Origin of the sequence: Kitasatospora sp. NPDC096077 (genome assembly GCF_040303245.1) — a bacterium.
Taxonomy (GTDB): Bacteria; Actinomycetota; Actinomycetes; order Streptomycetales; family Streptomycetaceae; genus Kitasatospora.
This window is the reverse complement of record NZ_JBEOSV010000068.1, coordinates 1-21308: the sequence shown is the minus strand read 5'-3', so window position 1 is coordinate 21308 and position 21308 is coordinate 1. Positions and strand designations below refer to the sequence as shown.

Sequence of the window (21308 nt, the reverse complement as noted above, 5' to 3'; positions counted from 1 at the left end):
GGAAGTCGCGCGTATACGCGTTGTTGACCACCTCGACCTACGTTCGTGCACGCCCGTGACCGTCTCGGTTGCGGGCTGATCGGCATGTTCAGATGAAGGCGAGGTCGCCGACGCCCATGCGCCGGGATTTCCTTAGTAGCAACGTGCGGCCCCTGGTGGCCGCTCTGATCGCGGGGGTGATGACGGTCCCCCTGTTGGGCGCTGTCGCACCGGCCGCCCAGGCGGCCGAGGCGCCGCCCTACCTGCACCCCTGCCTCGACACGAGCATGCGGCTCCCCGACTTCGTGTACCGCGGGGTGGGACTGACCATGCGTGTCACCGACGCACAGAAGGACTTGGTCGAACTCGGCTGGCCCTATGAAGGGGCCGACCCGGACACGGTGTTCAGCGAGGGGTTCACCTCCTGGGGCACAGCGGTGGACAAGCCGGACTTCTCGGTGCCCCATCACGTCACGGGCACTCCGCACACCGCCGAGGAGCTCCCCAAGCCCGTCTACGTGAGCACGTCCGCCCAGGAGGCGCCGGCGCTGAGGTTCGCCACCGAGTACAGCGGATTCTCCCGCGTGGGCAACGACGACGGACCGGCCGCCGGCGGCACGAAGACGGGCTGGGTCTACAAGATCCGCCCTGACAAGCGCTTCTTCTCCATTCCCATCCAGTACACGACGCCCCCGCAGAGCAGCATCGGGGAGTTCGAGTGGGCCGCGATCGGACGGATCCCGGGCAGCTTCGTGGTGTCCGCGACGAAGTACAGCCAGGAGTTCGTCCGTACGGATAAGGGTCTGGAGAAGAAGGGGCGGCCGACGCAGCTCGAAACCGTCGAGAATCCGCACGCGGTCGCGCCGCAGCGGGATTCCGTGCCCGATCTGCTGAGCTACGGCTGGAGCCCGCAGGCACCGGTCGGACTCATGGCACCCACTCCGGCCGACCGGGACGCGTGCCGCAAGGTCCCCGCCCCCGAGAAGCCGAGCTGCCCGCCGCCCACCACGTCGCCGCCCACTACATCGGCGACGCCCGCCACTCAGGCCGCCCTGCGCTCGGTCGCGCCGGTCGGCGTCACCGGGGCGGCACCGCCGGCGGTGTCCATGGACGCGGCCGCGGACGGCGGGACTGCGCCCGGCATCGCCGCCCCCGGCACCACCGCCGACCCCAGCAGCGGTGGCGGCAGCGGCAGCGGCCGACCGCGCCCGCTCGACGGCGCGACGTTCCAGCTCACCGCAGCAGCGGCCGCGGACAGCCCGACCTACAACCTGGACGCGCGTGACGGGACGACCTTCAACGGCACGACGGTCCAGGCGTACACCCGCAACTGCTCCGCCTCGCAGAACTGGCGGCTGCGCGAGGTGTCGCCCGGCCAGTACGTGGTGGAGAGCGCCCTCGCCAAGGACGTCGTCCTCCACCAGGACCTCTACCTCCACAAGACCTTCCTGCTGCCGGTGCAGAACGACGACGCGGGCAAGCCGAACGGCAGCGCCAACCAGCGGTGGACGTTCAAGGACACCGGTGACGGGACGTTCAGCCTGGCCAGCACGGCCGACCAGCAGTGCCTGACCATGGCCGGGCAGCAGTCCGTCGGCCTGAGCGTCAAGCCCTGTGACGGCGGCAGCGCCCAGAAGTGGACCCTCGCCGCACCGTGCGCGCCGGCCGATCCGGTGACGCCCGTCCCCGGCCGCACCGTCCCCGGCTACCAGGGCCTGCCATGGCCGACCGTCAAGGGTCACCCCGAGCTGACGTGGCCCGCGCTTCCCGGCGCGCCGGGGATTCCGTGGCCCTCGGTGCCGGGCTACCCGGATGTGCCGATGCCGGGCCGTCCCGATCTGCCCGTGGTGTCCTGGCCGGGAGCTCCCCAACTCCCGCCGCTGGGCTGGCCGGTGATGCCGGGGGACGGTGACTGGCCGGCCGTCCACGGTTTCCCGAACCTCCCGTGGCCGGTGATGCCCGGCACCAAGGACGTCCCCTGGCCGATCCTGCCGTCCTCGTCCGGCCCAGGCGCCGGCACCGACGTGATCCTCCCCGGGCGGCCCCGGCCCACCACACCGGCGGTCGCCGGTCATCCGGAGCTCAAGTGGCCGGCCGTTCCCGGCTATCCGGACGTGAAGTGGCCCGCGGTGCCCGGCTCGCCGGACGTCCCGTGGCCGGGCCACCCGGACATGCCCGCCATCTCCTGGCCGGGTGCGCCGAACCTGCCGGCCAACGCCTGGCCGTCGCTGCCCGGCGTCCCGTCCTGGACCTGGCCGTCGATCCCGGGCTTCCAGGGCGTGCCGTGGCCGGCCCTTCCCGGCCTGCCGTCGACGCCTTGGCCCTCGGTCTCCGGCTTCCCGAACCTGCCCTCCAAGCGGCTCCCGCCGGAGCCCGCACCCCGACCGTGCGACAAGCCCGGTGACCCCGGCACCGGTACCCCCGACCCCGGGACCGGTACCCCCGATCCCGGGACCGGTACCCCCGATCCCGGGACCGGTACCCCCGATCCCGGGACCGGTACGAAGCCCGGTGACCCCGGCACCGGCACCCCCGACCCCGGGACCGGTACCACTCCCGGTGGTGGGCCCCTTCCTTCGCTGCCCGGAGTTCAGCTGCCCGGCTTCCCCGTGTTCCCGCTCCTCCCCGTCTGGGGGAGCCCGGGCGGTCCGGGTAGCGGTCCCGGTGGTGGCCCCGGCAGTGGCCAGCGGCCGGATCCGGCGCAGGGAGTCGGGATCACGTCCGCGGCCGACCCGCAGTTGGTGCCGGACGTGCGCGCGGCGGCCACCGCGGCCGGCACGCCCGTGCAGGCGTACCAGCCCAACGGGACCGACGCCCAGCGGTGGGCCTTCTGGGACCGCGGCAACGGCAACTGGCTGATCGAGACCCGGCTCACCTACGGCGCCGGCCGTCCGGAGGCGCGGATGGTGCTCGGGCACGACACCGGTTCGCACCGGACGGCGCTCCAGGCCGTGACGGCGGACCGGGCGAGCCAGCTCTGGAAGTTCACCGATGCCGGGAACGGCTCGGCGACGATCACCAACGGTGACGGCGGCGGCTGCCTGACCCTGTCCGCCGCCGGCCAGCCGCTGACGGTGGGCACGTGTGACGGCTCCGACCGCCAGAAGTTCCGCCTGACCGGTCCGAACGGCGGCACCGGCGGCGACAACGGCGGTGGCAACAACGGCGGTGGCACGCCCGGGCCCCAGCCCCCGCTCGGGGCCGGTGGCACGCAGCCCGCGCACAACCGGACGGTGGTGCTTCAATCGGGCAACAACGGCATGGTCGCCGACCTCGACGGTGCGAACACCGGCGCCGGCACCCGGATCAAGGCGCAGGGCCGCAACGGCAACGACGCGCAGAAGTGGACGCTGTGGCAGAAGCCGAACAGCCAGTGGCTGATCGAGACGAAGCTCGGCGGCGGCATGGTGATGGACCACAACCCCAACACCCACCGCACCCACCTCCAGGGCGCACAGGACGGCAACGCCAACCAGCTGTGGCGGTTCGCCGATGCCGGGAGCGGCTGGTTCACGATGGTCAGCGCGGCCGGTAACGGCTGCCTCACGGCGACGGCGGGCGGCGAGGATCTGGCGATCCGCGGCTGTGACGACACCAACGCCCAGAAGTGGCGGCTGACCGAGGCAGTCGACAACCCGCCGACCGACGGTAGCGGCAACAACGGTGGCGGAAGCAACGGTGGCGGAAGCAACGGCGGCAACGGGACCGGCGGTGGCGGGAACCCCGATGGCGCCGCCGCGGTCCCGGTCTACTCGGCGTTCCCGTCCAAGTGCCTGGACGTCACCGCCGGCAACACCGCGAACGGCACCCCGATCGACATCTACGACTGCAACAACACCGCCTCCCAGCGGTGGACCCCGGTCGCGACGGGCGGCGGGTTCGCCCTGAAGGCGTTCGGCAAGTGCCTGGACGTCACGGGCGGCAACGCCGCCAACGGCACCCGGGTGGACCTGTACGACTGCAACGGCACCGCGGCGCAGGCCTGGCGCCAGGGCCAGGACTACTCCCTGGTCAACCCGGGCTCGGGCAAGTGCCTGGACGTCCCGGCCGGCAACCCGGCGAACGGCACCGCGCTCCAGATCTGGGACTGCAACGCCAGTGACGGGCAGCGCTGGGGGCTGAACAGCGTTCCGCCGCGCGGGCCGCAGCGGCCCGCGCAACAGCCCGGCACGACCCCGGCGGTGGTTCCCGGCATCGGTTCGTCGCAGGTCGCCACCCTGCGTTCGGCGAACAACGCGATGGTCGCGGACCTCGACGGTGCGAACACCGCCTCGGGCACGTCGATCAAGTCGCTCGCCGCGAACGGCAACGACGCGCAGCGCTGGGCGTTCTGGCCGACGGCCAACGGGCGGTGGATCATCGAGACCCTGCTCACCGACGGGAAGACCGCGGCCGGCCAGGGCATGGTGATGGACCACGACCCGGGCAACCACCGGGCCCACCTGATCCGGACGGCGGACGGCAACGCCAACCAGCACTGGGCGTTCCACGACGCCGGCGGCGGCTGGTACTGGATCACCAGCGACACCGACAACGGCTGCCTGACCGCCGCCAACCCCGGCGAACAGCTGGGCATCTGGGCCTGCGACGGCTCGGACAAGCAGCGGTGGCGCCTGGACAACATCCAGAACGGCCCGACCCAGGGCGGCGGCTCCGGCGGCGGTACCGGGGGAGGCAACACCGGTGGTTCCCCTGGCGGCGGCTCGAACGGTGGCGGGAACGCCGGGAACGGGGGTGCCCCGCAGGGCGGCGGCGGCAGTGGGGTGCGACACGGCGTCACCACGGTCCTGCACTCCGGCAACAACGACATGGTCGCGGACCTCGACGGCGGCAACACCGCCGCCGGCACCCGGATCAAGGCCAACGGCGCGAACGGCAACACGGCGCAGCAGTGGATGCTGTGGCAGAAGCCGAACAACCAGTGGCAGATCGAGACGAAGTTCGCCGGGGCGATGCTGATGGACCACAATCCCAGCACCCACCGCACGCACCTCACCAGCGCCCAGGAGGGCAACAACAACCAGCTCTGGCGCTTCCAGGAGGGCACGCCCGGCTGGTACCGGATCGTCTCCGTGGCCGACAACGGCTGCCTCACCGCCGTCAACAACAACGAGGACCTGGCCGTCTGGGCCTGCGCCGCCTCTTCCGCCCAGTGGTGGAAGCTCGACGAAGCCACCGGTGGGGGCAACGGCGGGGGCGGCAACACCGGTGGCGGCGGAGGGGGAGGCAACACCGGCGGCGGTGGCGGGGGCGGGGGCGGAGTGCGCCTGCCTCCGGGCATCCAGCTCCCCCCGACCTGCAACGGACGGCAGTCCTCCGCCGCGTGGATGTGGCACGGAGACACCCTGTGCCAGGGTCAGCGGCTGACGTCCTCGGCGGCGGAGCAGTCCACCCGTCTCGAAATGCAGCGGGACGGCAACCTCGTCGCCTACTACACGGAGGGCGACGCCCTCGGTGACCACACCTGGCCGGTGTGGGAGACCAAGACCATGGGCTGCGGATTCCGGGCCGTCATGCAGGACGACGGCAACCTCGTCGTCTACTCGGCCGACGACCGCGTCTGCTGGTCGTCGGGAACCCCCGGCCGCGACGGTGCCTGGCTGATGGTCAGCCCCCTGGGCAACATCCAGGTCCTCCAGGCCGGCGACGCCAACGGTGCTGCCATCGACGCGGCCCACGCGCTGGCCGCCGCGGGGAAGGGCCAGTTCCTGGAGGCCTTCATCGACGCGCTTCAGGCGATCATCAAGGCCATCCCCAGGGTGCAGTGGGAGACGCACACGGGGCACCAGCGCCTGCTGCCGCCCAAGTGCGTCGTGTCGGGGGGCCGGGTGATCCCCTGTACCTGACGGGACGACCGGACGACCGGACGACCTGCTGACCTGCTCACGCAAGGTCCGCTAGCACAGGGCGAGTTCGCTGAGCGGGAGGGGCACCGAGTGCCCCTCCCGCTCCGCGTCGGCCGCCGACACTAAGCCCGGCGGAAGCCGGCCGGACCCCGGCGCATCCCCTGCAGCACCTGATTTTGACGGCCCGCCCGGAGCTGTACCCGCCAGGGATCGCCACCGTCGACCGCGGGCCGGGTCGACTTCTCGGGGGTGGATGACACCGCGGTGGTGGGCTGAGCTGGTGCTGGAAGTTGTCCGTCCCGGGCCGTGAGCCAGCTTCAACGGCAGCGCCCTGCTCCGGCAACTGACCGGGTGCCTCCCGCTGTCACTCCCTGGTTGCGGTCGCAGTCACACCGAAGGTGAGTGTGCCGGTCAGTAGCGCGAACGTGAGTGTGACGGCCGCCCACTGCCCGATGGAGTCGACCTGGTCGCCGAGCCCGAGCAGCTGCCACGCGGTGTCCCGCAGCGCCAACGAGACCGGCAGTGCCAACGCGCCTGCGGTGATCGCGATCCGGGCGGCCCGTCGCGTCCCCGACGCGGACGGAAGCGCGGCGAACCGCAGGACACTGTTGCAGATCATCACGAAGGCGAAGGTGCCGCCCGCGAAGACCGCGGCCTCCACGGTGAAGAGCAGTACCCCGGGCCAGCCCTCGCCGGAAGCCAGTCCCGTGGCGACCAGCAGGCCGGCGGCGACAGCGGCCGCAGCGGAGAGCAGAGTGAAGCGTAGGCGTACGAAGCCGAGCACCTTGCCGCGGCCGATCAGCGCAGCGAGTGCGCGCCCCATGCGGGAGCGGGGGCCGGCGAGCAGAGTCGCGAGGGATGCGAGGTCGTCCAACCAGTCCCCACCCGTGTCCTCGGCCCCGCGTACCGGCTTCGGTAGCCGTCGGATCGCCCGGCGGTGCAGCAGCAGGCTCCCGGCCGTCACCCCGGTGAGCGGCAGCAGGGACGCGATCAGCCATCGGGTGCCGCCGTCCCAGGACGCGCGGTCCGCCCTCGCGACCACCGCCGCCCAGTCGGTGGCGAGCGTGGCGGCGATGAGCAGCGTGCAGACCAGCGCGGCCCGAAGTACCTGCTCGATCCGGTAGCGCGGCAGCGGCCGGTCGCGGCGGCACAGCAGCGCCCTTGCCCCACCGAGCGCGCCGAGCAGGGGGACGAAGAACATGGTGAAGGTCACCACTGCGTCGTACGGATCGTCCTGCCAGGGACTGCCCGCCCGCACCCCGCGAACCTGTGTCGTCAGGTAGGCGAACAGGGTGAAGGCGGCGGCGCCGACGGGGGACGTCAGCAGCGCCGCGGCAGCGGCAGGCCGAGCGGGGTGTCCGACCTCCAGCTGATCGATCGTCAAGTCATGGGACATGGCGGCGATAGTACACGCCGCGTAGTACGTGGCGTGTAGTTCGTGGCACGTAGTATGGTGCTTCGTCAGATCGGGAGGAGCGATATGCAAGCCAACGATGCCCAGACGCTGGTGCTCTGCGCGCTGGCCGACGGGCCGCTGCACGGATACGCCATCAACACGGCGATCGAGGAGCTGACCGGGGAGCGGCTGGGCCCCGGCAGCCTGTACGGGGCGCTGGCCAGGCTGGAGTCCAAGCGGCTGATCGAGCCGCTCGACGGCCAGGGCCGCCAGCGCCCGGTGCAGCTGACGCGCCTCGGCCGCGAGGTCCTGGAACGCGAACTGCGCGCCATGGCCCGGGTCGCGAACGCGGGACTGCGGCGCCTGGGGGTGCACCCGGCATGAGCGTCGTCACCCGCAGCCTGGTCAGGCTCTACCCGGACGCCTTCCGCGAGCGCTGGGGCGCGATGGTGGAGGACGAGGCCCGGGGCGCGGGCTGGAAGTCCTGGCCCAATCTCATCGCGGGCATCGTGGACATGTGGCTGCACCCGGCCCACTGGCCCGCCGACTCCCCGGCACAGCGCCAGCGGCGGGTGGCCACCATGGGCATCACGGTCGCCCTCGCCGCCTGGTTCCTGAGCCACCTGGCCGCCGAACAGGCCGGCCCCTTGCCCGCCGACGGCCTCCGGGAGCAGGTCACGCACGGCTGCACCACCCTGCTGCTGCTCGGCATCGCCCTCGTCGCACCCAGGCCCCGGCCCACGCTGCGCGCCGCGATCACATTGCTGGGCTGGGCGCTCCGTCGCCTCGCCGTACCGACACTCCTCGGGACGACCGTGGTCGTCCTGGTGCACGGCGGCGTCGACGCGGACGCCTCACCGCCCACCCTGCGCACCGCCGTCCTCGCCGCCTGGTGGATCACCCTGGGCCTCGGAGCGATCCAGATCCCCCGCATCTTCACCGGCGTCGGCGCGAACGCCGTCGTGCCACCCGGCACCGGCCGCCTCCGCGTCGGGGTGTGGACCCTCGCCGGCGCCAGCGCCACCGGCGGCGCGACCATCCTCGGACTCTCGCTCACCGGTTCCGGATTCCACCCGCTCGGCGTCGGCATCGGCGTGGGCCTGCTGCTGCTGACGGCGGTGTGCGCGGGCACCCTGCGCGACCTACGCGACCTGCCGTCGGCCTCGTAAGCCGGGCGGCATCCGCCTCACCGTGGCCCGCCAGAACCGGCAGCCGCTCCCGACCCACTCGGAGGTGCCCATGCCCGACCTGCTCCGCTCCCTCTACGCCCACCGCCTGCGTCGCCAGGTCATAGCCGGCCCGCTGCCCCGACATGTCGGGCTGATCATGGACGGCAACCGCCGCTGGGCCCGACAGATGGGCATGGCCAACCCGAGCCTCGGCCACAAGGTGGGCGCCGAGCACGTCGAGGAGGTGCTCTCCTGGTGCGAGGCCCTGGGGATCAAGCACATCACCGTGTTCGTCTGCTCGACCGAGAACCTCCAGCGCCGCGGCGACACCGAAGTCGCCTACCTGATGCGGCTGATCGAGCAGGTGGTCGTCGATCGCCTCACCCGCCCGGGCGCCCGCTGGCAGGTCCACCTCGCCGGAATGACCGACGCCCTGCCCGACAGCACCGCCCGCGCCCTCAAGGAGGCCGTCGAGGCCACCCGCACCTGCACCACCGGCGCTCACGTCACCCTGGCCGTCGGCTACGGCGGCCGACAGGAGGTCGTCGACGCCGTGCGCGACTTGATGTACGAGCGAGCCGAAGCGGGCGCGTCACTGACCGAGGCCGCGGACGCCCTGACCGTCGACGACATCGCCCCGCACCTCTACACCGCCGGCCAGCCCGACCCCGACCTGGTCATCCGCACCAGCGGCGAGCAACGGCTGTCGAACTTCCTGCTCTGGCAGAGCGCCTACTCGGAGCTGTACTTCTGCGAGGCCTACTGGCCCGCGTTCCGCGAGGTCGACTTCCTGCGCGCCGTTCGCAGCTTCGCCGCCAGGCAGCGGCGCTACGGCGGCTGAGTCCCGGTCTCGTAGGGCGGCACCGACTCGGCCGGTGCCGCCCCTGTCCGCCGCGGCGGGTGGCGATCAGGAGGCTGCAACGAAATCCTGCGGGTCGAGCTTGGTGAAGTCGACGTCCAGGTGCGGCTCGTACGCCTCCGGGGCCAGGTCGAGCTCGTGGGTGGAGTACTCGCCGAACCGCATGATCTTCTCGGTCAGGTAGGGCGAGACCCCGGCCAGGTCCTCCGGGCCGACCTTCCAGCCCTCGGCCTGAGGCTTCGGGGATGTCGGTGAGGCCGTCGAGTTGCTGGGCGAGGGCGAAGCAGTCGAGTGGGAAGCAGCCCATCCGCTGATAGGACTTCAGCCGGCGGTGGCAGGGATCCGGCGGAGCCAATCAGGGCTTCAAGATCATGTCATGGCCCCTTTTGCACATACCTTGGCTAGACCCCGACAAGCAGGAGACCGCCGCCGGGCACGGTGCCGGACCCGGTTGGAGGTAGGCCGGGCGGGCCCAGGCGATCTCGTCGATGGTGAGCCAGGCGGCCTCCGCGACAGCCGTCGGGGTCGTTCCGGCGAAGGTGGCGGTGTCGCGGTTGAGGTGGGACTGGTCGGCGTAGCCGGACTCGGCGGCGACCTGGCTGGGACGCCGGCCGGCCGCCAGGCGGTGGGCGGCGTGGTCGAAGCGGATGAGCTGGGCGGCCCGCTTCGGGGTGAGGCCGAGCTGGGTGCGGAAGCGGGACCAGAGGCGTTTGCGGCTCCAGCCGGTCTCGGCGGCCAGGTCCTCGATCCGGACCGCGCCAGTGGTGCGCACCAACTCGCCCCAGACGAAGCGGAGTTCGGGAGCGACGGGGCGGCCTGCTGCGTACCGTCGGGCGAGTGCGGTGGCCGCCAGCGCGAAGCGGTTGTCCCAGGACGCGGTGTCGCGCAGCTGTTCCCGGACGCGGGCGGCCTCGCGCCCCCAGAGGTCGTCCAGAGAGACGAGCTCGGCCGGTGGCCCGAGCACGGCGTGGGCCACCAGCGGCGACAGTCGGATCTGGAGGCACTCGATGCCCTGGTTGTGCGTGCGGACGCCGCCGGCGCCGAGGCCGACGACCGCGGTGCCGTGCTGCCGTCCGCCGGTGCCGTCCTCGACGGCGAGGATCCCGTCGCCGAGGTCGAGGGCGATGGTGACGGCCGGGTAGGGGACCATGTCCAGGTCGACCGGGGAGGCGGCGTGGTCGATGAAGCCGGCCATGCTGACGCCCCGCAGCGGGCCGGGCAGGGAGGGGACGGCGACGTCCCAGAGCGCCGCGGTGGAATGCATGGCCGCAGGCTACGCGACATTCGTCCAAGACGGGCAGGCGCGGTGGCGGGCACGATCGTCCGCGCACCCGACCGGAGAGGGCCGTTCGTCTCCCCTCCGACCGGTCGGCACTACTCATTCCTTCACTGGAGACCGCTCACATGTCCCGCCGTTCCTTCACTGCCGCCCTCACGCTCTCCTTCGCCGTCGCCGTGGCGCTCTCCGGCTGCTCGGCCGTCAGCTCCGTGACGCACCCGACGGCCACGGCGAGCACCGCCGCCGCAGGCACCACGGCCGCCGCGGGCACCGCGAGCGCCACGGCCAACGCGGACCTGTTCACCGCACCGGCCATCGACCAGGCCCTCCAGGCGCTGGCCAAGAAGGTGGGCGCGTCGCCAATGAAGGTCCTTGAGATCGACGTGTACCCGGACTACGTCTCGGTCGAGGCCGTCGACCCCGCGAAGCCCACCGAGGTCAACAAGTTCACCTACCGCGACGGGGGCGTCGAGGACCCGCGGCCCGTCAAGCTCACCACCACCGGCAGCGACGACCCCGCTGCCGTCCTCAAGGCGAACCTGTTCGACAGCAGCGAGGTCAAGTCCGACGTGCTCGCCAAGGTGATCGCCGGGGCGGCCGACGAGTCGAAGATCGAGGGCGCCAAGACCGGCGAAGCCGTCATCAAGCGCAACCTGCCGTTCTCCAGCACCATCCAGATCTTCGTCAACGTCGACGGCACCCGCGCCGACAAGCAGGTCCGCGCGACGCTGGATGGCAAGATCACCCAGGTCAGCTGACGCGCCGTCAAATACCTTCCGCCGACCACCTCGACCGGGCTCACCTCCTTCCGCCGGATGGCGGCGGCGAGTTCGACGGCGTCGATGTACGGGTCGTCATCGCGAACGGTCCTCTCCGGTCGGGTGTCCGGACGATCGTGCCCGCCACCGCGCCTGCCCGTCTTGCACGGCCGCGCCGCACCCGGTCAGGGGGCTACACCAGGTCAGGGCTGGGCCCGCTCCGGGGCGCGTTGCAGCCGGAACGCGTCCGCGAGTACGGCTTCGGCCAGGACCCGGGCCGGACCGCGGGCACTGGTGCGTCCCGTGGTGAGGGCGAAGTCGGTGGTCCCCAGGTCCGGCAGGCCCGGCAGGCCCGGTTGGTCGGGCACCTGGCGCAGGCCGGACGGGATGAGGCTGCGGGCGTGCGGCACCATCCCGAGTCCGGCCAGCGCGGCGGCCCGGACGCCGGACAGGCTGGTGCTGGTGCAGGCGATCCGCCAGGGCCGACCCTCGCGCTCGCAGGCCTCCAGGGCTCGCGCCCGGGTGAAGCTGGGCGGCGGGTAGACGATGAGCGGCAGCGGCTCCGCCGGGTCGGCCAGCCGGAAGTCCTCCGCCGCGACCCACACCAGCCGGTCCTGCCGGACCAGTTGGCCCTGGGAGTCGCCGCCCGGCGGGCGCTTGCCGAGCACCAGGTCGAGCCGCCCGTCGGCCAGCTGTTCGTAGAGCACGGCGCTGAGCCCGACGGTGAGTTCGAGGTCGACCTGCGGGTTGCGCCGGCGGAAGCCCCGCAGGATCTGGGGCAGTTCGGTGTCGACGAAGTCCTCCGACGCGCCGAACCGCACCCGCCCGCTCACCTGCGTCCGCGCGAAGTACCCGAGCGCCTGCTCGTGCGCCTCCAGGATCGTCCGGGCGAATCCGATCATCGCCTCGCCCTCACCGGTGAGCCGCACGGAGTGGGTGTCGCGCAGCAGGAGCTGTCGGCCGGCCGCCTCCTCCAGGCGCCGCACGTGCTGGCTGACCGTCGACTGCCGCAGCCCCAGCCGCTCGGCGGCCCGGGTGAAGCCGCCGGTCCTGGCCACCGCGAGGAAGGACCTCAACTGCACCGGATCAAACATCCGGCCACTCTATCTGCTGATATCACGAATCATGATGACAGTGAGTGCGGCCAGCGGGATTCACAATCACCGGGCCCGGCGGCAGGCTGGCACCAGCCCACCCGACCACCGTTCAGCCTGAACCGCCACCCTGTCCGAACCACCAGTGCGGAGAACCATGCCCTCCCCGAACACCCCGCCGCTCCCCCGCCCCCACCGAATACGACGCCTCCACCGAATACGACGCCTCCGCCTCCGCGTCGACCCGTTCATCGCCTCCCTGCTCGGCACCGTGCTGCTCGCCGCCCTGCTCCCCGCCCGCGGCGCCGCGGCACCGCTCGTCTCGGACGCGGCCACCGTCGGGGTCGCCGTGCTGTTCTTCCTCTACGGCGCCCGGCTCTCCGCCCGGGAGGCCTGGGACGGGCTCAAGCACTGGCGACTGCACGGCACCGTGCTCACGGTGACCTTCGTCCTCTTCCCCCTGCTCGGGGTGGCCGCCCGCCTGCTGGTACCGACGGTCCTGACACCGGAGCTCTACCAGGGCCTGCTGTTCCTGACCCTGCTGCCCTCCACCGTGCAGTCCTCGATCGCCTTCACCTCCATCGCCCGCGGCAACACCGCCGCCGCGGTCTGCAGCGCGACCTTCTCCAGCCTCTTCGGCATCCTCCTGACCCCGCTGCTCGCCGCCGTGCTGCTGCACACCCAGGGCGGCATCTCGGCGGGCACCGTCCTGGAGATCGCCGAACAACTCCTCCTGCCCTTCGCCGCCGGCCAGTTGCTGCGCCGCTGGATCACCGGCTGGACCACCCGCCACCGCGGCGTCCTCACCCTGGTCGACCGCGGCTCCATCCTGCTGGTCGTCTACAGCGCCTTCGGCGCCGCCGTCGTCGGCGGAATGTGGGGCACGCTCTCGCCGCTCCGGCTGGCCGCCCTGCTGCTGGTCGAATCGGTACTGCTGGCACTGGTCCTGACCTTCACCCTGCTGGTCGGCCGCCGGCTCGGGTTCGTCCGGGAGGACGTGATCGCGATCGTCTTCTGCGGCTCCAAGAAGAGCCTGGCCAGCGGCGTCCCGATGGCCGCCGTCCTCTTCCCCGGCGCCGCGGCGGGACTGATGGTGCTGCCGCTGATGCTCTTCCACCAGGTGCAGCTGATGGTGTGCGCCGTCCTCGCCCGCCGCTGGGGCGCCGAGACCCGACCCACCGAGGTCACGACGCAGGCGCAGGCGCAACCGGTACCGGCACTGCATCGCACCGGCTGACCCCGCCGGGCCCGGTGGCGGGGCGCACGCATACCATCCGACAACTGTGGGTGACCGCGCCGGTGACCCTACGGTGGCCGCATGCGCCCACCGAAGTACGTCCGCCATGCGGCGGCCCTCCTGCTCCTCGGCACCGCCTCCGTCGCCGTCGCGCAGGCGGCCCGGGACGGCCGCCGGGATCCCCGGGATCCCCAGGTGGCGACGGGCTTCCAGCCGGCGGTCAAGCTGAGCGCCGAGTACCACGAGCAGTACCTGCAGCCGATCGCGGACGAGATCCACCGCCTGGTCGACAGCGGGCAGGTCGACGGCTCCGGGTTCACGTCGGTCGTCTTCCGGCCGGAGGACCACGCTCTCGACCTGTTCTGGAAGGGGCCCGTGCCCGCGCCGGTGAAGGCCGCCGTCGACGCGTGGCGCCCGGGGGCCCGCGCGAAGGCCGCGCACAACCCGGTCGGGCCGGTGAGCCCGGAGTACGACGTGCGCTACCGGTCGGCCGCGTACTCGAAGACGGAGCTGGAGCAGGCGATCGGCCGGTTCGTCGCGGCGGTGGGCCATGACGTGCGGGAGTGGTCGACGGTCGGCCCGGCCGCCGACGGCAGCGGCCTGCGCCTGACCTACCGGCCGGAGGCGACGAAGCGCCTGGCCCCTGCCGGGTCTCCCGCCTCCGCGTACGAGAAGCGCGCCGAGGAGATCGCGGGGATGCCCGTCCACCCCGAGGTCGGCACGGTGCCGGTTCCGACCCGCGGCACCCGGCGCAGCGACGCGGCGCCCTGGACGCCCGGCGCGACCCTGCGGGTGTCGGGCAACTCGGAGTGCTCGACCGGGGTCCCCGGCTGGGTGGGCGGCAAGCGGGTGCTGCTGACGGCCGCGCACTGCCAGTCGAGCGGGACCGTGTACAACGGGCAGCGCACGGTCGGCGAGATCACCGCCTTCGACCACGCCCTCGACGTCGCGGTCATCACGACCGGCCAGGCGCCCGAGGCCCGGTTCTACAACGGTGCCTGGGACTCCGGGGACAGCCGGCCGCTGTACGGTCCGGCCCGCCTCGACCAGGGCCACAGCACGTGCTTCTCCGGGGCGACCTCGGGCTTCCACTGCGAGTTGGAGGTGACGCGGACCGGGATGAGCACAGCGGACGGGCGCACCGACCTGACGGAGGTCCGCTCGCGCAGCGGCGGCATCGCGGTGGCACAGGGCGACAGCGGCGGCCCCGTGGTGGCGAACCCGCAGGGCGATGCGATGGCGCCGGTCGGAGTGATCGTCGCCGGCGACAACGGGTCGAAGGTCTCCTGCACGGCCACGTCGTCGCCGACGACGTGCTTCTCCACCGGGTACTTCACACCACTGGACCCGATCGCGTCGCGGTTCGGGTGGTCGGCGCTGTGAGCCGCCGCGTCACCACCTACTCGGTCGGCCGGTTCCGCCCGTTCCCGCGCCGCGGGCCCCGGTGGTGGCCGGTGCACGGCGGACGCCGCTTCGGCGCCCGGTCCGTACCGTAGTGTTCCTTCCGGGTCGCCGGCCCCGCACCGGGCCCACGAAACCAGTCAGCCGAGCAGGAGTCCGCCGCCCGTGTCCTCGCCCAGCCCGTCCAGTCCGGTCCATGTGTTGCTGGTGGAGGACGACGAGTTGATGCGCCGGTCCTTCGCCACCGCGCTGGAGCGCTACGGCTACCGCGTGACGGCCGCCGCCGACGGGCTCACCGCGCTGGAGCTGTTCCGGGCCGAGGGCTTCGACCTGCTGATCCTCGACGTGATGCTCCCCGGGCTGGACGGAATCGGCCTGTGCCGCAGGGTCCGCGAGAGCAGCCTGGTACCGGTGCTGATGATGTCCGCGCGCGGTGACGGGCTGGACGTGGTCGCCGGGCTGGAGGCCGGGGCCGACGACTACGTGGTCAAGCCCGTGGACACGTTCGTCCTGGTGGCCCGGATCCGATCGCTGCTGCGCCGGGCCGCCTACGCGCCTCCGGTGCCGGAGCCTGCCGGGGGCCCGGCCGATCCGGAGGTGCTGGTCTTCGGTGACCTGACCATCGACACCGCCGCGCTGGAGGTGGCCGTGGCCGGCCGCCCGGTGGCGCTCGCGCCGACCGAGCTGAAGCTGCTGCTGGAGTTCGCCGCCCATCCGGGTGTCGTACGGGAGCGGCACACCCTGCTGCGCAACGTCTGGGACTACGGCTGGGACGGTGACAGCCGGGTCGTGGACCTGTGCGTGCAGCGGCTGCGCAAGAAGCTGGGCCGGGAGCGGATCGAGACGGTCCGCGGTTTCGGCTACAAGTTCAGGCGCTGAGGCCGGTGCGCCCGTCGAGGCGGCCGCGCTGGACGGCCCTGCGGTGGAAGATCGCCGCACTGGCCGCCGCCACGGCCTGCCTGGTCGCGGTGGCGGTGGGCGTGCTGGTCCACCTGTGGACCGCGCAGGACATCCGCAGCCGGGGCCAGGCCAGGGCGTTCAACACCGTGTACTCGGCGATGGACGTCTACCGCCGCACCGGCACCCTGGCCGACGGCGCCGAACTCGACCCGCCCGAGCTCCCGTTGACGCTGCGTCACCCGGCCGACGGCGACCGGCACACCGCCTACGACGGACGCAGCGACGGGGTGCTCGGCCCGAGCGTCTGGGGTGCCCAGCGCACGGGCGGGCCCGGCAGCCCCGTGCTGGCCGTCCGGATCAACCTGGGCCCGGAGCTGTCCGGCCTGCCCCGGCTCGATGCGGCCGTGACCGTGGCCTCGCTGCTCGCGCTCGCGGCGGCCGTGCCCGTGGCGGTCTACGGGGCCGGACTGCTCGCCCGCAGGCTGGGCGAGGTCTCCCGGACCGCCGACCGGATCAACCGGGGCGATCTCGACGCCCGGACCGGTCCGACGAAGGGCCGGGACGAGGTGGCGGACATCGCCGCCACCGTCGATCTGATGGCCGACGGCCTCAGCCGGCGCCTGCGCACCGAGCGGCAGTTCACCGCGGACGTGGCCCACGAACTGCGGACGCCCGTCGGCGGTCTGCTCGCCGCCGCCGATCTGCTGCCGCCCGGTGAGACCGAGGACCTGATCCGGGCCCGGGTGCGGGACCTGCGCGCCCTGGTCGAGGACCTGCTGGAGATCTCCCGGCTGGACGCGGGCGCCGAGCAGCCGGTCCGCGCCCGGGTGCCGCTCGGCGCGGTGGTCGCCGAGGCGGTGGCCCGTACCGGTCTGCCCGCCGAGGTCACCGGAGCCGACGCGGCCGGAGCCGACGCGACCGGGGCGGTGGAGACCGATCCGCGCCGCCTCGAACGAATCGTCGGCAACCTGGTGGTCAACGCCCACCGGCACGGCGCGGCGCCGGTCGAGGTCACCGTCGCGGGCCGCACCGTCGTGGTCCGCGACCACGGCCCGGGCTTCCCGGAGGAGTTGCTCCGGGACGGCCCGCGCCGCTTCCACACCGGCGCCGCCGAACGCGGCACCGGCCACGGACTCGGCCTGACCATCGCCTTCGGCCAGGCCGGGCTGCTCGGCGCCGAGCTGCTCCTGGCCAACGCCGGCGACGGCGGAGCCGTGGCCACCCTGCGCCTGCCGGACTGACGTCCGCGGTCAGGCCGGCCCGGCCGGTCGCTGCACAACTGCTGCAGAGCGGCGCGGTCGCTGATACACGGCGGCGCGGGCCCCGACACCTTCGCTGGCCACTCTTCGAAGTGCACCCCGGTGGTTCCGCACTTCGGAGGAGAAGACCGATGAACACGTCCGACAACACCCTCACCGTCCGGCCGAGCCGGGTACAGAACGGCCTGGTCACGGGGATGCTGGGCGCCGGCGCGCTCACCACCCTCGCCGCCGTGCTGCTGATCGCCGGCGCGTTCACCGCGGACCCGAACGCGGGTGAGACCTGGCAGCCGGCCGGCGTGCTCGGCGCGGTCGCGCTGTTCCTGGGCGGGACGCTGCTGGCCGTCGGCGCACTGGGCCGCTCGATCCTGCGGGCCCGGCACCGGTAGCCGCCCGGACGCCCGGGCCGAGACCCGCCCCCCCGACACATTCCGCGGCCCTTCGAGGCGTACCCGGCCGCCCCGTCAGCAAGAGGAGCACTTCCCGTGACCGACCACGATCCCGCCCGGCACGCACCGCACGCACTGCACGCACTGCACGCACCGCACGCAGCGCCCGGGACCGCCGTCACCACCACCGGCCTGACCAAGGTCTACGGCAGCGGCGACACCCGCGTGACCGCCCTCGACGGTGTCAGCCTCACCTTCCGGGCGGGCGAGTTCACGGCGATCATGGGCCCGTCCGGCTGCGGCAAGTCCACGCTGATGCACTGCGCCGCCGGACTCGACCTCCCGACCTCCGGTTCGGTGCGCATCGGCACCACCGAGCTGACCGGCCTGAACGACCGGCAGCTCACCCAGCTGCGCCGGGACCGGATCGGGTTCGTCTTCCAGGCGTTCAACCTGCTGCCGACACTGACGGCACGGGAGAACATCACGCTGCCGACCGACATCGCCGGCCGCAGGCCCGACCGACCGTGGCTGGAGCGGGTCATCGCCATGGTGGGCCTCACCGAGCGTCTGGACCACCGGCCGTCGCAGTTGTCCGGCGGGCAGCAGCAGCGCGTCGCGGTCGCCCGCGCGCTGGCGGGCCGACCCACGATCGTCTTCGCCGACGAGCCCACCGGGAACCTCGACTCCCGGGCGGGCGCGGAGGTGCTCGGCTTCCTGCGCGACTCCGTTCGCGAGCTGGGGCAGACCGTGGTCATGGTCACCCACGACCCGGTGGCGGCCGGGTACGCGGACCGGGTGGTCTTCCTCGCCGACGGCCGCCTGGTCGACGAGATGGCCCACCCGACCCCTGACCGGGTCCTGGACGTCATGAAGACGCTCCGGAACCCGGACGACCGGCCGGCCTCCGCCGCCCACCTGCCCGCCGGGAGCTCCCAGTGCTGACTACCGCCCTGCGCAACGTCCTGGCGCACAAGGCCCGCCTGCTGATGACCGTCCTCACGGTCTGCCTGGGCGTCGCGTTCGTCTCCGGCACCCTGGTCTTCGCCGACTCCACCGCCGCCGCCCACCGCGCCGCGGCCTCCCGCACCTTCGCCGACACCGCGGTCAGCGTCACCGCCGACACCCCCGAAAACCCCGACAGCCCGCTCACCGACCCCCTCGCCCGCCGGCTGGCCGCCGTCACCGGCGTCACCGCCGTCCGGCCGTCGGCGGACGGCAGCGCCACCCTCGGCACCGCGAACGGCGGCCCCCTGCGCGCGAAACGCGGCGCCAACCTGGGCGCCGCGTACGTGCCGGGCCGCGACGGCAAGGACGCCCGCTACCCCCTGGTCGAGGGCCGCGCCCCCGCCCGCGCCGGCGAGATCGCCGTCGACCGCGGCACCGCCGCCGCGGGCCGTCTGCACGTCGGTGACACCGTGACCCTGGCCACGAACGGCCCGGCCACGGCCGAGCACGTCGTCGGCATCGTCACCACCACCGACACCCGCGTCACCACCGGCGGCACCCTGACCCTGTTCGACCCGGCCACGGCCCAGCAGCTGTACGCCACCCCCGGCCGCTGGACCTCGATCGAGCTGGCCGCCGCCCCCGGCACCGGCCAGGACCAGCTAGCCCGCCAGGTCACCGCGCTGCTCCCGGTCGGCGCCCACGCCACCACCGGCCAGTTCCTGGCCGACCAACAGGCCGTCTACGTCGGCGTCCTGACCCGCGGCTACCAGAAGACGCCGATGGTGTTCGCCGCCGTGGCACTGTTCGTCGGCTCCTTCCTGATCATCAACACCTTCACCATGCTCGTCACCCGGCGCTCCCGCGAGCTCGCCCTGCTGCGGGCGCTCGGCGCGACCCGTCGTCAGGTCATGCGCACCCTCATGGCCGAGGCCGTGCTGGTCGGCCTCGCCGCCTCGGCGGCCGGCTTCGTGGCCGGCCTCGGGATCGCCGGGGTCCTGCCGGGCCTGCTGAGCAGCGGCGGCACCCAGTTGCCCACCGGCCCGCTGGTGATCGGCCCCCGCCCGGTCGCGGCCGCCCTGGCCGTCGGAGTCGGCGTCACCGTCCTGGCCGCCTGGCTACCGTGCCGCCGGGCAGCCGGGATCGCCCCCGTCGAGGCGCTGCGCTCGGCCGCCCAGCCCGCTCCCCGCTCCCGCCTGCGCCCGGCGTTCGGAACGCTCCTGCTGCTGGCCGGAGCCGGCCTGCTGGTCCCGCTCGCCGCGACCGCCGAGGACGCCTCCCAGCACAACCTGAACGTCGCACTGCTCGGCGCCACCGCCCTGATGACCGGCCTGATCGCCGTCGCACCCGCGCTCGCACCGCCCGTACTGCGCCTGACCGCGTACGCCACCCGCCGCAGCGGTCTCACCGGGAGGCTGGCCCACCGCAACGCCCTGCGCGACCCGCGCCGCACCGCCGCGACCGCCGCGACCCTGCTGATCAGCACCGCCCTGGTCACCGGCCTCGCCACCATCGGCCACTCCACCGGGCAGGCCCTCGACCGGCAGGCCGCCGCCGGACTCGCCGCCGACCACGTGATCAGCACCGGCGACACCACGAGCGGCATCGACCCCGCCGCCGCGCAGCGCGTCGCCCGACTCCCGGGTGTGCGGACCGCCGCCGCCGTCGCGGACTCCACCATGGTCCTCGGCGGCAAGGTCACCCGTGTCTCCGGTGTCGACCCCGCCACCGTGGGCCAGGTGATCAACCTGCGCTTCACCAGCGGCTCCCCGGCCGACCTGGCCCCCGGCCGCATCGCCGTCTCCCGCAGCCTCGCCCAGGAGACCGGCCTGCACACCGGCAGCCAGGTCAAGGCCCGGACCGGCAGGAGCAAGGACCTCACCGAGTACACCGTCGTCGGCGTCTACCAGGACAACCCCACCGCCCAGGATGTCCTGGGCTCGCGCGCCGAGGTCCAGCAGAACGGCTTCCTGCCCCATTCCGTCCAGCGCATCCTGGTCCGCAGCGCCGGCACGACCTCGGACGAGCTGCGCACCGCCGTGGGCAACAACCCGCTGCTCAAGGTGCAGAGCCGCGACCAGCTGGCGCAGGAGGCCGCCGGCACCATGGGCGACCTGCTCACCCTGATGTACGGGCTGCTCGCCATCGGCGCCGTCATCTCCGCCCTCGGCATCGTCAACACCCTGGCCGTGTCGGTCCTCGAACGCACCCACGAGATCGGCACCCTCCGCGCCCTCGGCATGGACCGCGCCGCGGTCCGCCGGATGATCCGCCTCGAAGCGGTCTCCGTCGCCTTCTTCGGCACCCTGCTCGGCACCGCCGCCGGACTCTTCGGCGCCTGGGCCGTCGGCGCACTGGCCAACGGAGCCGTCGCCCAGTACTCCCTCACCCTCCCCTGGGGGACACTCCTGCTGACCGGGCTGCTCTCCCTCGCGGTCGGCGCCCTCGCCGCCGCCGTCCCGGCCCGCCGCGCCGCGGCCCGGACCAGGGCCGGCACCGTGTAACGGCGGTCCCCGCGCCCCGACCGGGGGACGGTCCCCGGGCTGTGCGCTCCCGTTCCTCCCGAAGAACCGGGGCCTGTGCCGACCTCACCCGGGCCGCTGGTCGTTGCGTTCCCGCAGTGCCCGCACGGCCTTGACCACGGCCCGGACCAGGGCGTCCCTGCTTGCCTTCGCGGTGTCGATGGCTCTGGAATCGATGGGAGTGTCATGAATCAGGTGGACACCCTGATTAAGGGAGACACTGATGAGCTCGCTGACGGATCACCGGATCGGGTCGGCTTCTGACGGATCGG

The 21308-nt window shown here is 73.1% G+C and carries 15 protein-coding genes; 12 read left to right on the top strand and 3 right to left on the bottom strand.

Going from position 1 to position 21308, the window contains the following annotated elements; all coding sequences use genetic code 11:
• Positions 1–194 precede the first annotated feature (194 nt).
• The gene (locus tag ABTZ03_RS35960; protein WP_350517380.1) at positions 195–5825 is read left to right on the top strand and encodes an RICIN domain-containing protein; all 5631 of its coding nucleotides are present in this window, start codon (positions 195–197) and stop codon (positions 5823–5825) included.
• Positions 5826–6189: 364 nt separating this feature from the next.
• Here the strand turns inward: ABTZ03_RS35960 and ABTZ03_RS35955 are convergent, their stop codons facing one another.
• Complete coding sequence (locus ABTZ03_RS35955; RefSeq protein ID WP_350517379.1) at positions 6190–7221, bottom strand: hypothetical protein; 1032 nt, start codon at positions 7219–7221, stop codon at positions 6190–6192.
• Positions 7222–7305: 84 nt separating this feature from the next.
• Between ABTZ03_RS35955 and ABTZ03_RS35950 the strand changes: the two genes are divergently transcribed.
• The 3 genes from ABTZ03_RS35950 (at position 7306) to uppS (ending at position 9231) form a co-directional block, all read left to right on the top strand.
• Complete coding sequence (locus tag ABTZ03_RS35950; protein WP_350517378.1) at positions 7306–7605, top strand: PadR family transcriptional regulator; 300 nt, start codon at positions 7306–7308, stop codon at positions 7603–7605.
• Complete coding sequence (locus ABTZ03_RS35945) at positions 7602–8390, top strand: hypothetical protein (RefSeq protein WP_350517377.1); 789 nt, start codon at positions 7602–7604, stop codon at positions 8388–8390. The genes ABTZ03_RS35950 and ABTZ03_RS35945 overlap by 4 nt, the downstream gene beginning before the upstream one ends.
• 64 nt (positions 8391–8454) lie before the next feature.
• Positions 8455–9231: a polyprenyl diphosphate synthase gene (uppS, locus tag ABTZ03_RS35940; RefSeq protein WP_350517376.1), complete on the top strand. Its 777-nt coding sequence runs from the start codon at positions 8455–8457 to the stop codon at positions 9229–9231.
• A 373-nt stretch (positions 9232–9604) separates the two neighbouring features.
• Here the strand turns inward: uppS and ABTZ03_RS35935 are convergent, their stop codons facing one another.
• Entirely contained in the window at positions 9605–10513 is a 909-nt protein-coding gene (locus ABTZ03_RS35935) for a helix-turn-helix domain-containing protein (protein ID WP_350517375.1), read from the bottom strand.
• Between the two features lie 140 nt (positions 10514–10653).
• Between ABTZ03_RS35935 and ABTZ03_RS35930 the strand changes: the two genes are divergently transcribed.
• Complete coding sequence (locus ABTZ03_RS35930; RefSeq protein ID WP_350517374.1) at positions 10654–11286, top strand: hypothetical protein; 633 nt, start codon at positions 10654–10656, stop codon at positions 11284–11286.
• Between the two features lie 203 nt (positions 11287–11489).
• Here the strand turns inward: ABTZ03_RS35930 and ABTZ03_RS35925 are convergent, their stop codons facing one another.
• Positions 11490–12380, bottom strand: a complete 891-nt coding sequence (locus ABTZ03_RS35925) for a LysR substrate-binding domain-containing protein (protein ID WP_350517373.1) — start codon at positions 12378–12380, stop codon at positions 11490–11492.
• Between the two features lie 157 nt (positions 12381–12537).
• Between ABTZ03_RS35925 and ABTZ03_RS35920 the strand changes: the two genes are divergently transcribed.
• The 7 genes from ABTZ03_RS35920 to ABTZ03_RS35890 all read left to right on the top strand — a co-directional run bounded on the left by ABTZ03_RS35920 (position 12538) and on the right by ABTZ03_RS35890 (position 21018).
• Positions 12538–13617 (top strand): bile acid:sodium symporter family protein, encoded by a 1080-nt coding sequence (locus tag ABTZ03_RS35920; protein WP_350517372.1) that lies wholly within the window; start codon positions 12538–12540, stop codon positions 13615–13617.
• Positions 13618–13698: 81 nt separating this feature from the next.
• On the top strand, positions 13699–15000 hold the full coding sequence (locus tag ABTZ03_RS35915; protein WP_350517371.1) for a chymotrypsin family serine protease: 1302 nt from the start codon (positions 13699–13701) through the stop codon (positions 14998–15000).
• 243 nt (positions 15001–15243) lie between these two features.
• On the top strand, positions 15244–15897 hold the full coding sequence (gene cseB / locus ABTZ03_RS35910; protein WP_400916425.1) for a two-component system response regulator CseB: 654 nt from the start codon (positions 15244–15246) through the stop codon (positions 15895–15897).
• A 5-nt stretch (positions 15898–15902) separates the two neighbouring features.
• Complete coding sequence (locus tag ABTZ03_RS35905) at positions 15903–17159, top strand: HAMP domain-containing sensor histidine kinase (RefSeq protein WP_350517369.1); 1257 nt, start codon at positions 15903–15905, stop codon at positions 17157–17159.
• 149 nt (positions 17160–17308) lie between these two features.
• Positions 17309–17566, top strand: a complete 258-nt coding sequence (locus tag ABTZ03_RS35900; RefSeq protein WP_350517368.1) for a hypothetical protein — start codon at positions 17309–17311, stop codon at positions 17564–17566.
• 135 nt (positions 17567–17701) lie between these two features.
• Positions 17702–18511, top strand: coding sequence for an ABC transporter ATP-binding protein (locus tag ABTZ03_RS35895; RefSeq protein ID WP_350517405.1), 810 nt, complete (start codon positions 17702–17704; stop codon positions 18509–18511).
• Positions 18505–21018, top strand: coding sequence for an ABC transporter permease (locus tag ABTZ03_RS35890; protein ID WP_350517367.1), 2514 nt, complete (start codon positions 18505–18507; stop codon positions 21016–21018). The genes ABTZ03_RS35895 and ABTZ03_RS35890 overlap by 7 nt, the downstream gene beginning before the upstream one ends.
• Positions 21019–21308 lie beyond the last annotated feature (290 nt).

Bases quoted from the DNA above. Each gene is read 5' to 3' on its own strand.
- ABTZ03_RS35955 (WP_350517379.1), bottom strand. From the start codon at position 7,221: ATGTCCCATGACTTGACGATCGATCAGCTGGAGGTCGGACACCCCGCT.
- ABTZ03_RS35950 (WP_350517378.1), top strand. From the start codon at position 7,306: ATGCAAGCCAACGATGCCCAGACGCTGGTGCTCTGCGCGCTGGCCGAC.
- ABTZ03_RS35945 (WP_350517377.1), top strand. From the start codon at position 7,602: ATGAGCGTCGTCACCCGCAGCCTGGTCAGGCTCTACCCGGACGCCTTC.
- ABTZ03_RS35935 (WP_350517375.1), bottom strand. From the start codon at position 10,513: ATGCATTCCACCGCGGCGCTCTGGGACGTCGCCGTCCCCTCCCTGCCC.
- ABTZ03_RS35930 (WP_350517374.1), top strand. From the start codon at position 10,654: ATGTCCCGCCGTTCCTTCACTGCCGCCCTCACGCTCTCCTTCGCCGTC.
- ABTZ03_RS35925 (WP_350517373.1), bottom strand. From the start codon at position 12,380: ATGTTTGATCCGGTGCAGTTGAGGTCCTTCCTCGCGGTGGCCAGGACC.
- ABTZ03_RS35920 (WP_350517372.1), top strand. From the start codon at position 12,538: ATGCCCTCCCCGAACACCCCGCCGCTCCCCCGCCCCCACCGAATACGA.
- ABTZ03_RS35915 (WP_350517371.1), top strand. From the start codon at position 13,699: ATGCGCCCACCGAAGTACGTCCGCCATGCGGCGGCCCTCCTGCTCCTC.
- cseB (WP_400916425.1), top strand. From the start codon at position 15,244: ATGCGCCGGTCCTTCGCCACCGCGCTGGAGCGCTACGGCTACCGCGTG.
- ABTZ03_RS35900 (WP_350517368.1), top strand. From the start codon at position 17,309: ATGAACACGTCCGACAACACCCTCACCGTCCGGCCGAGCCGGGTACAG.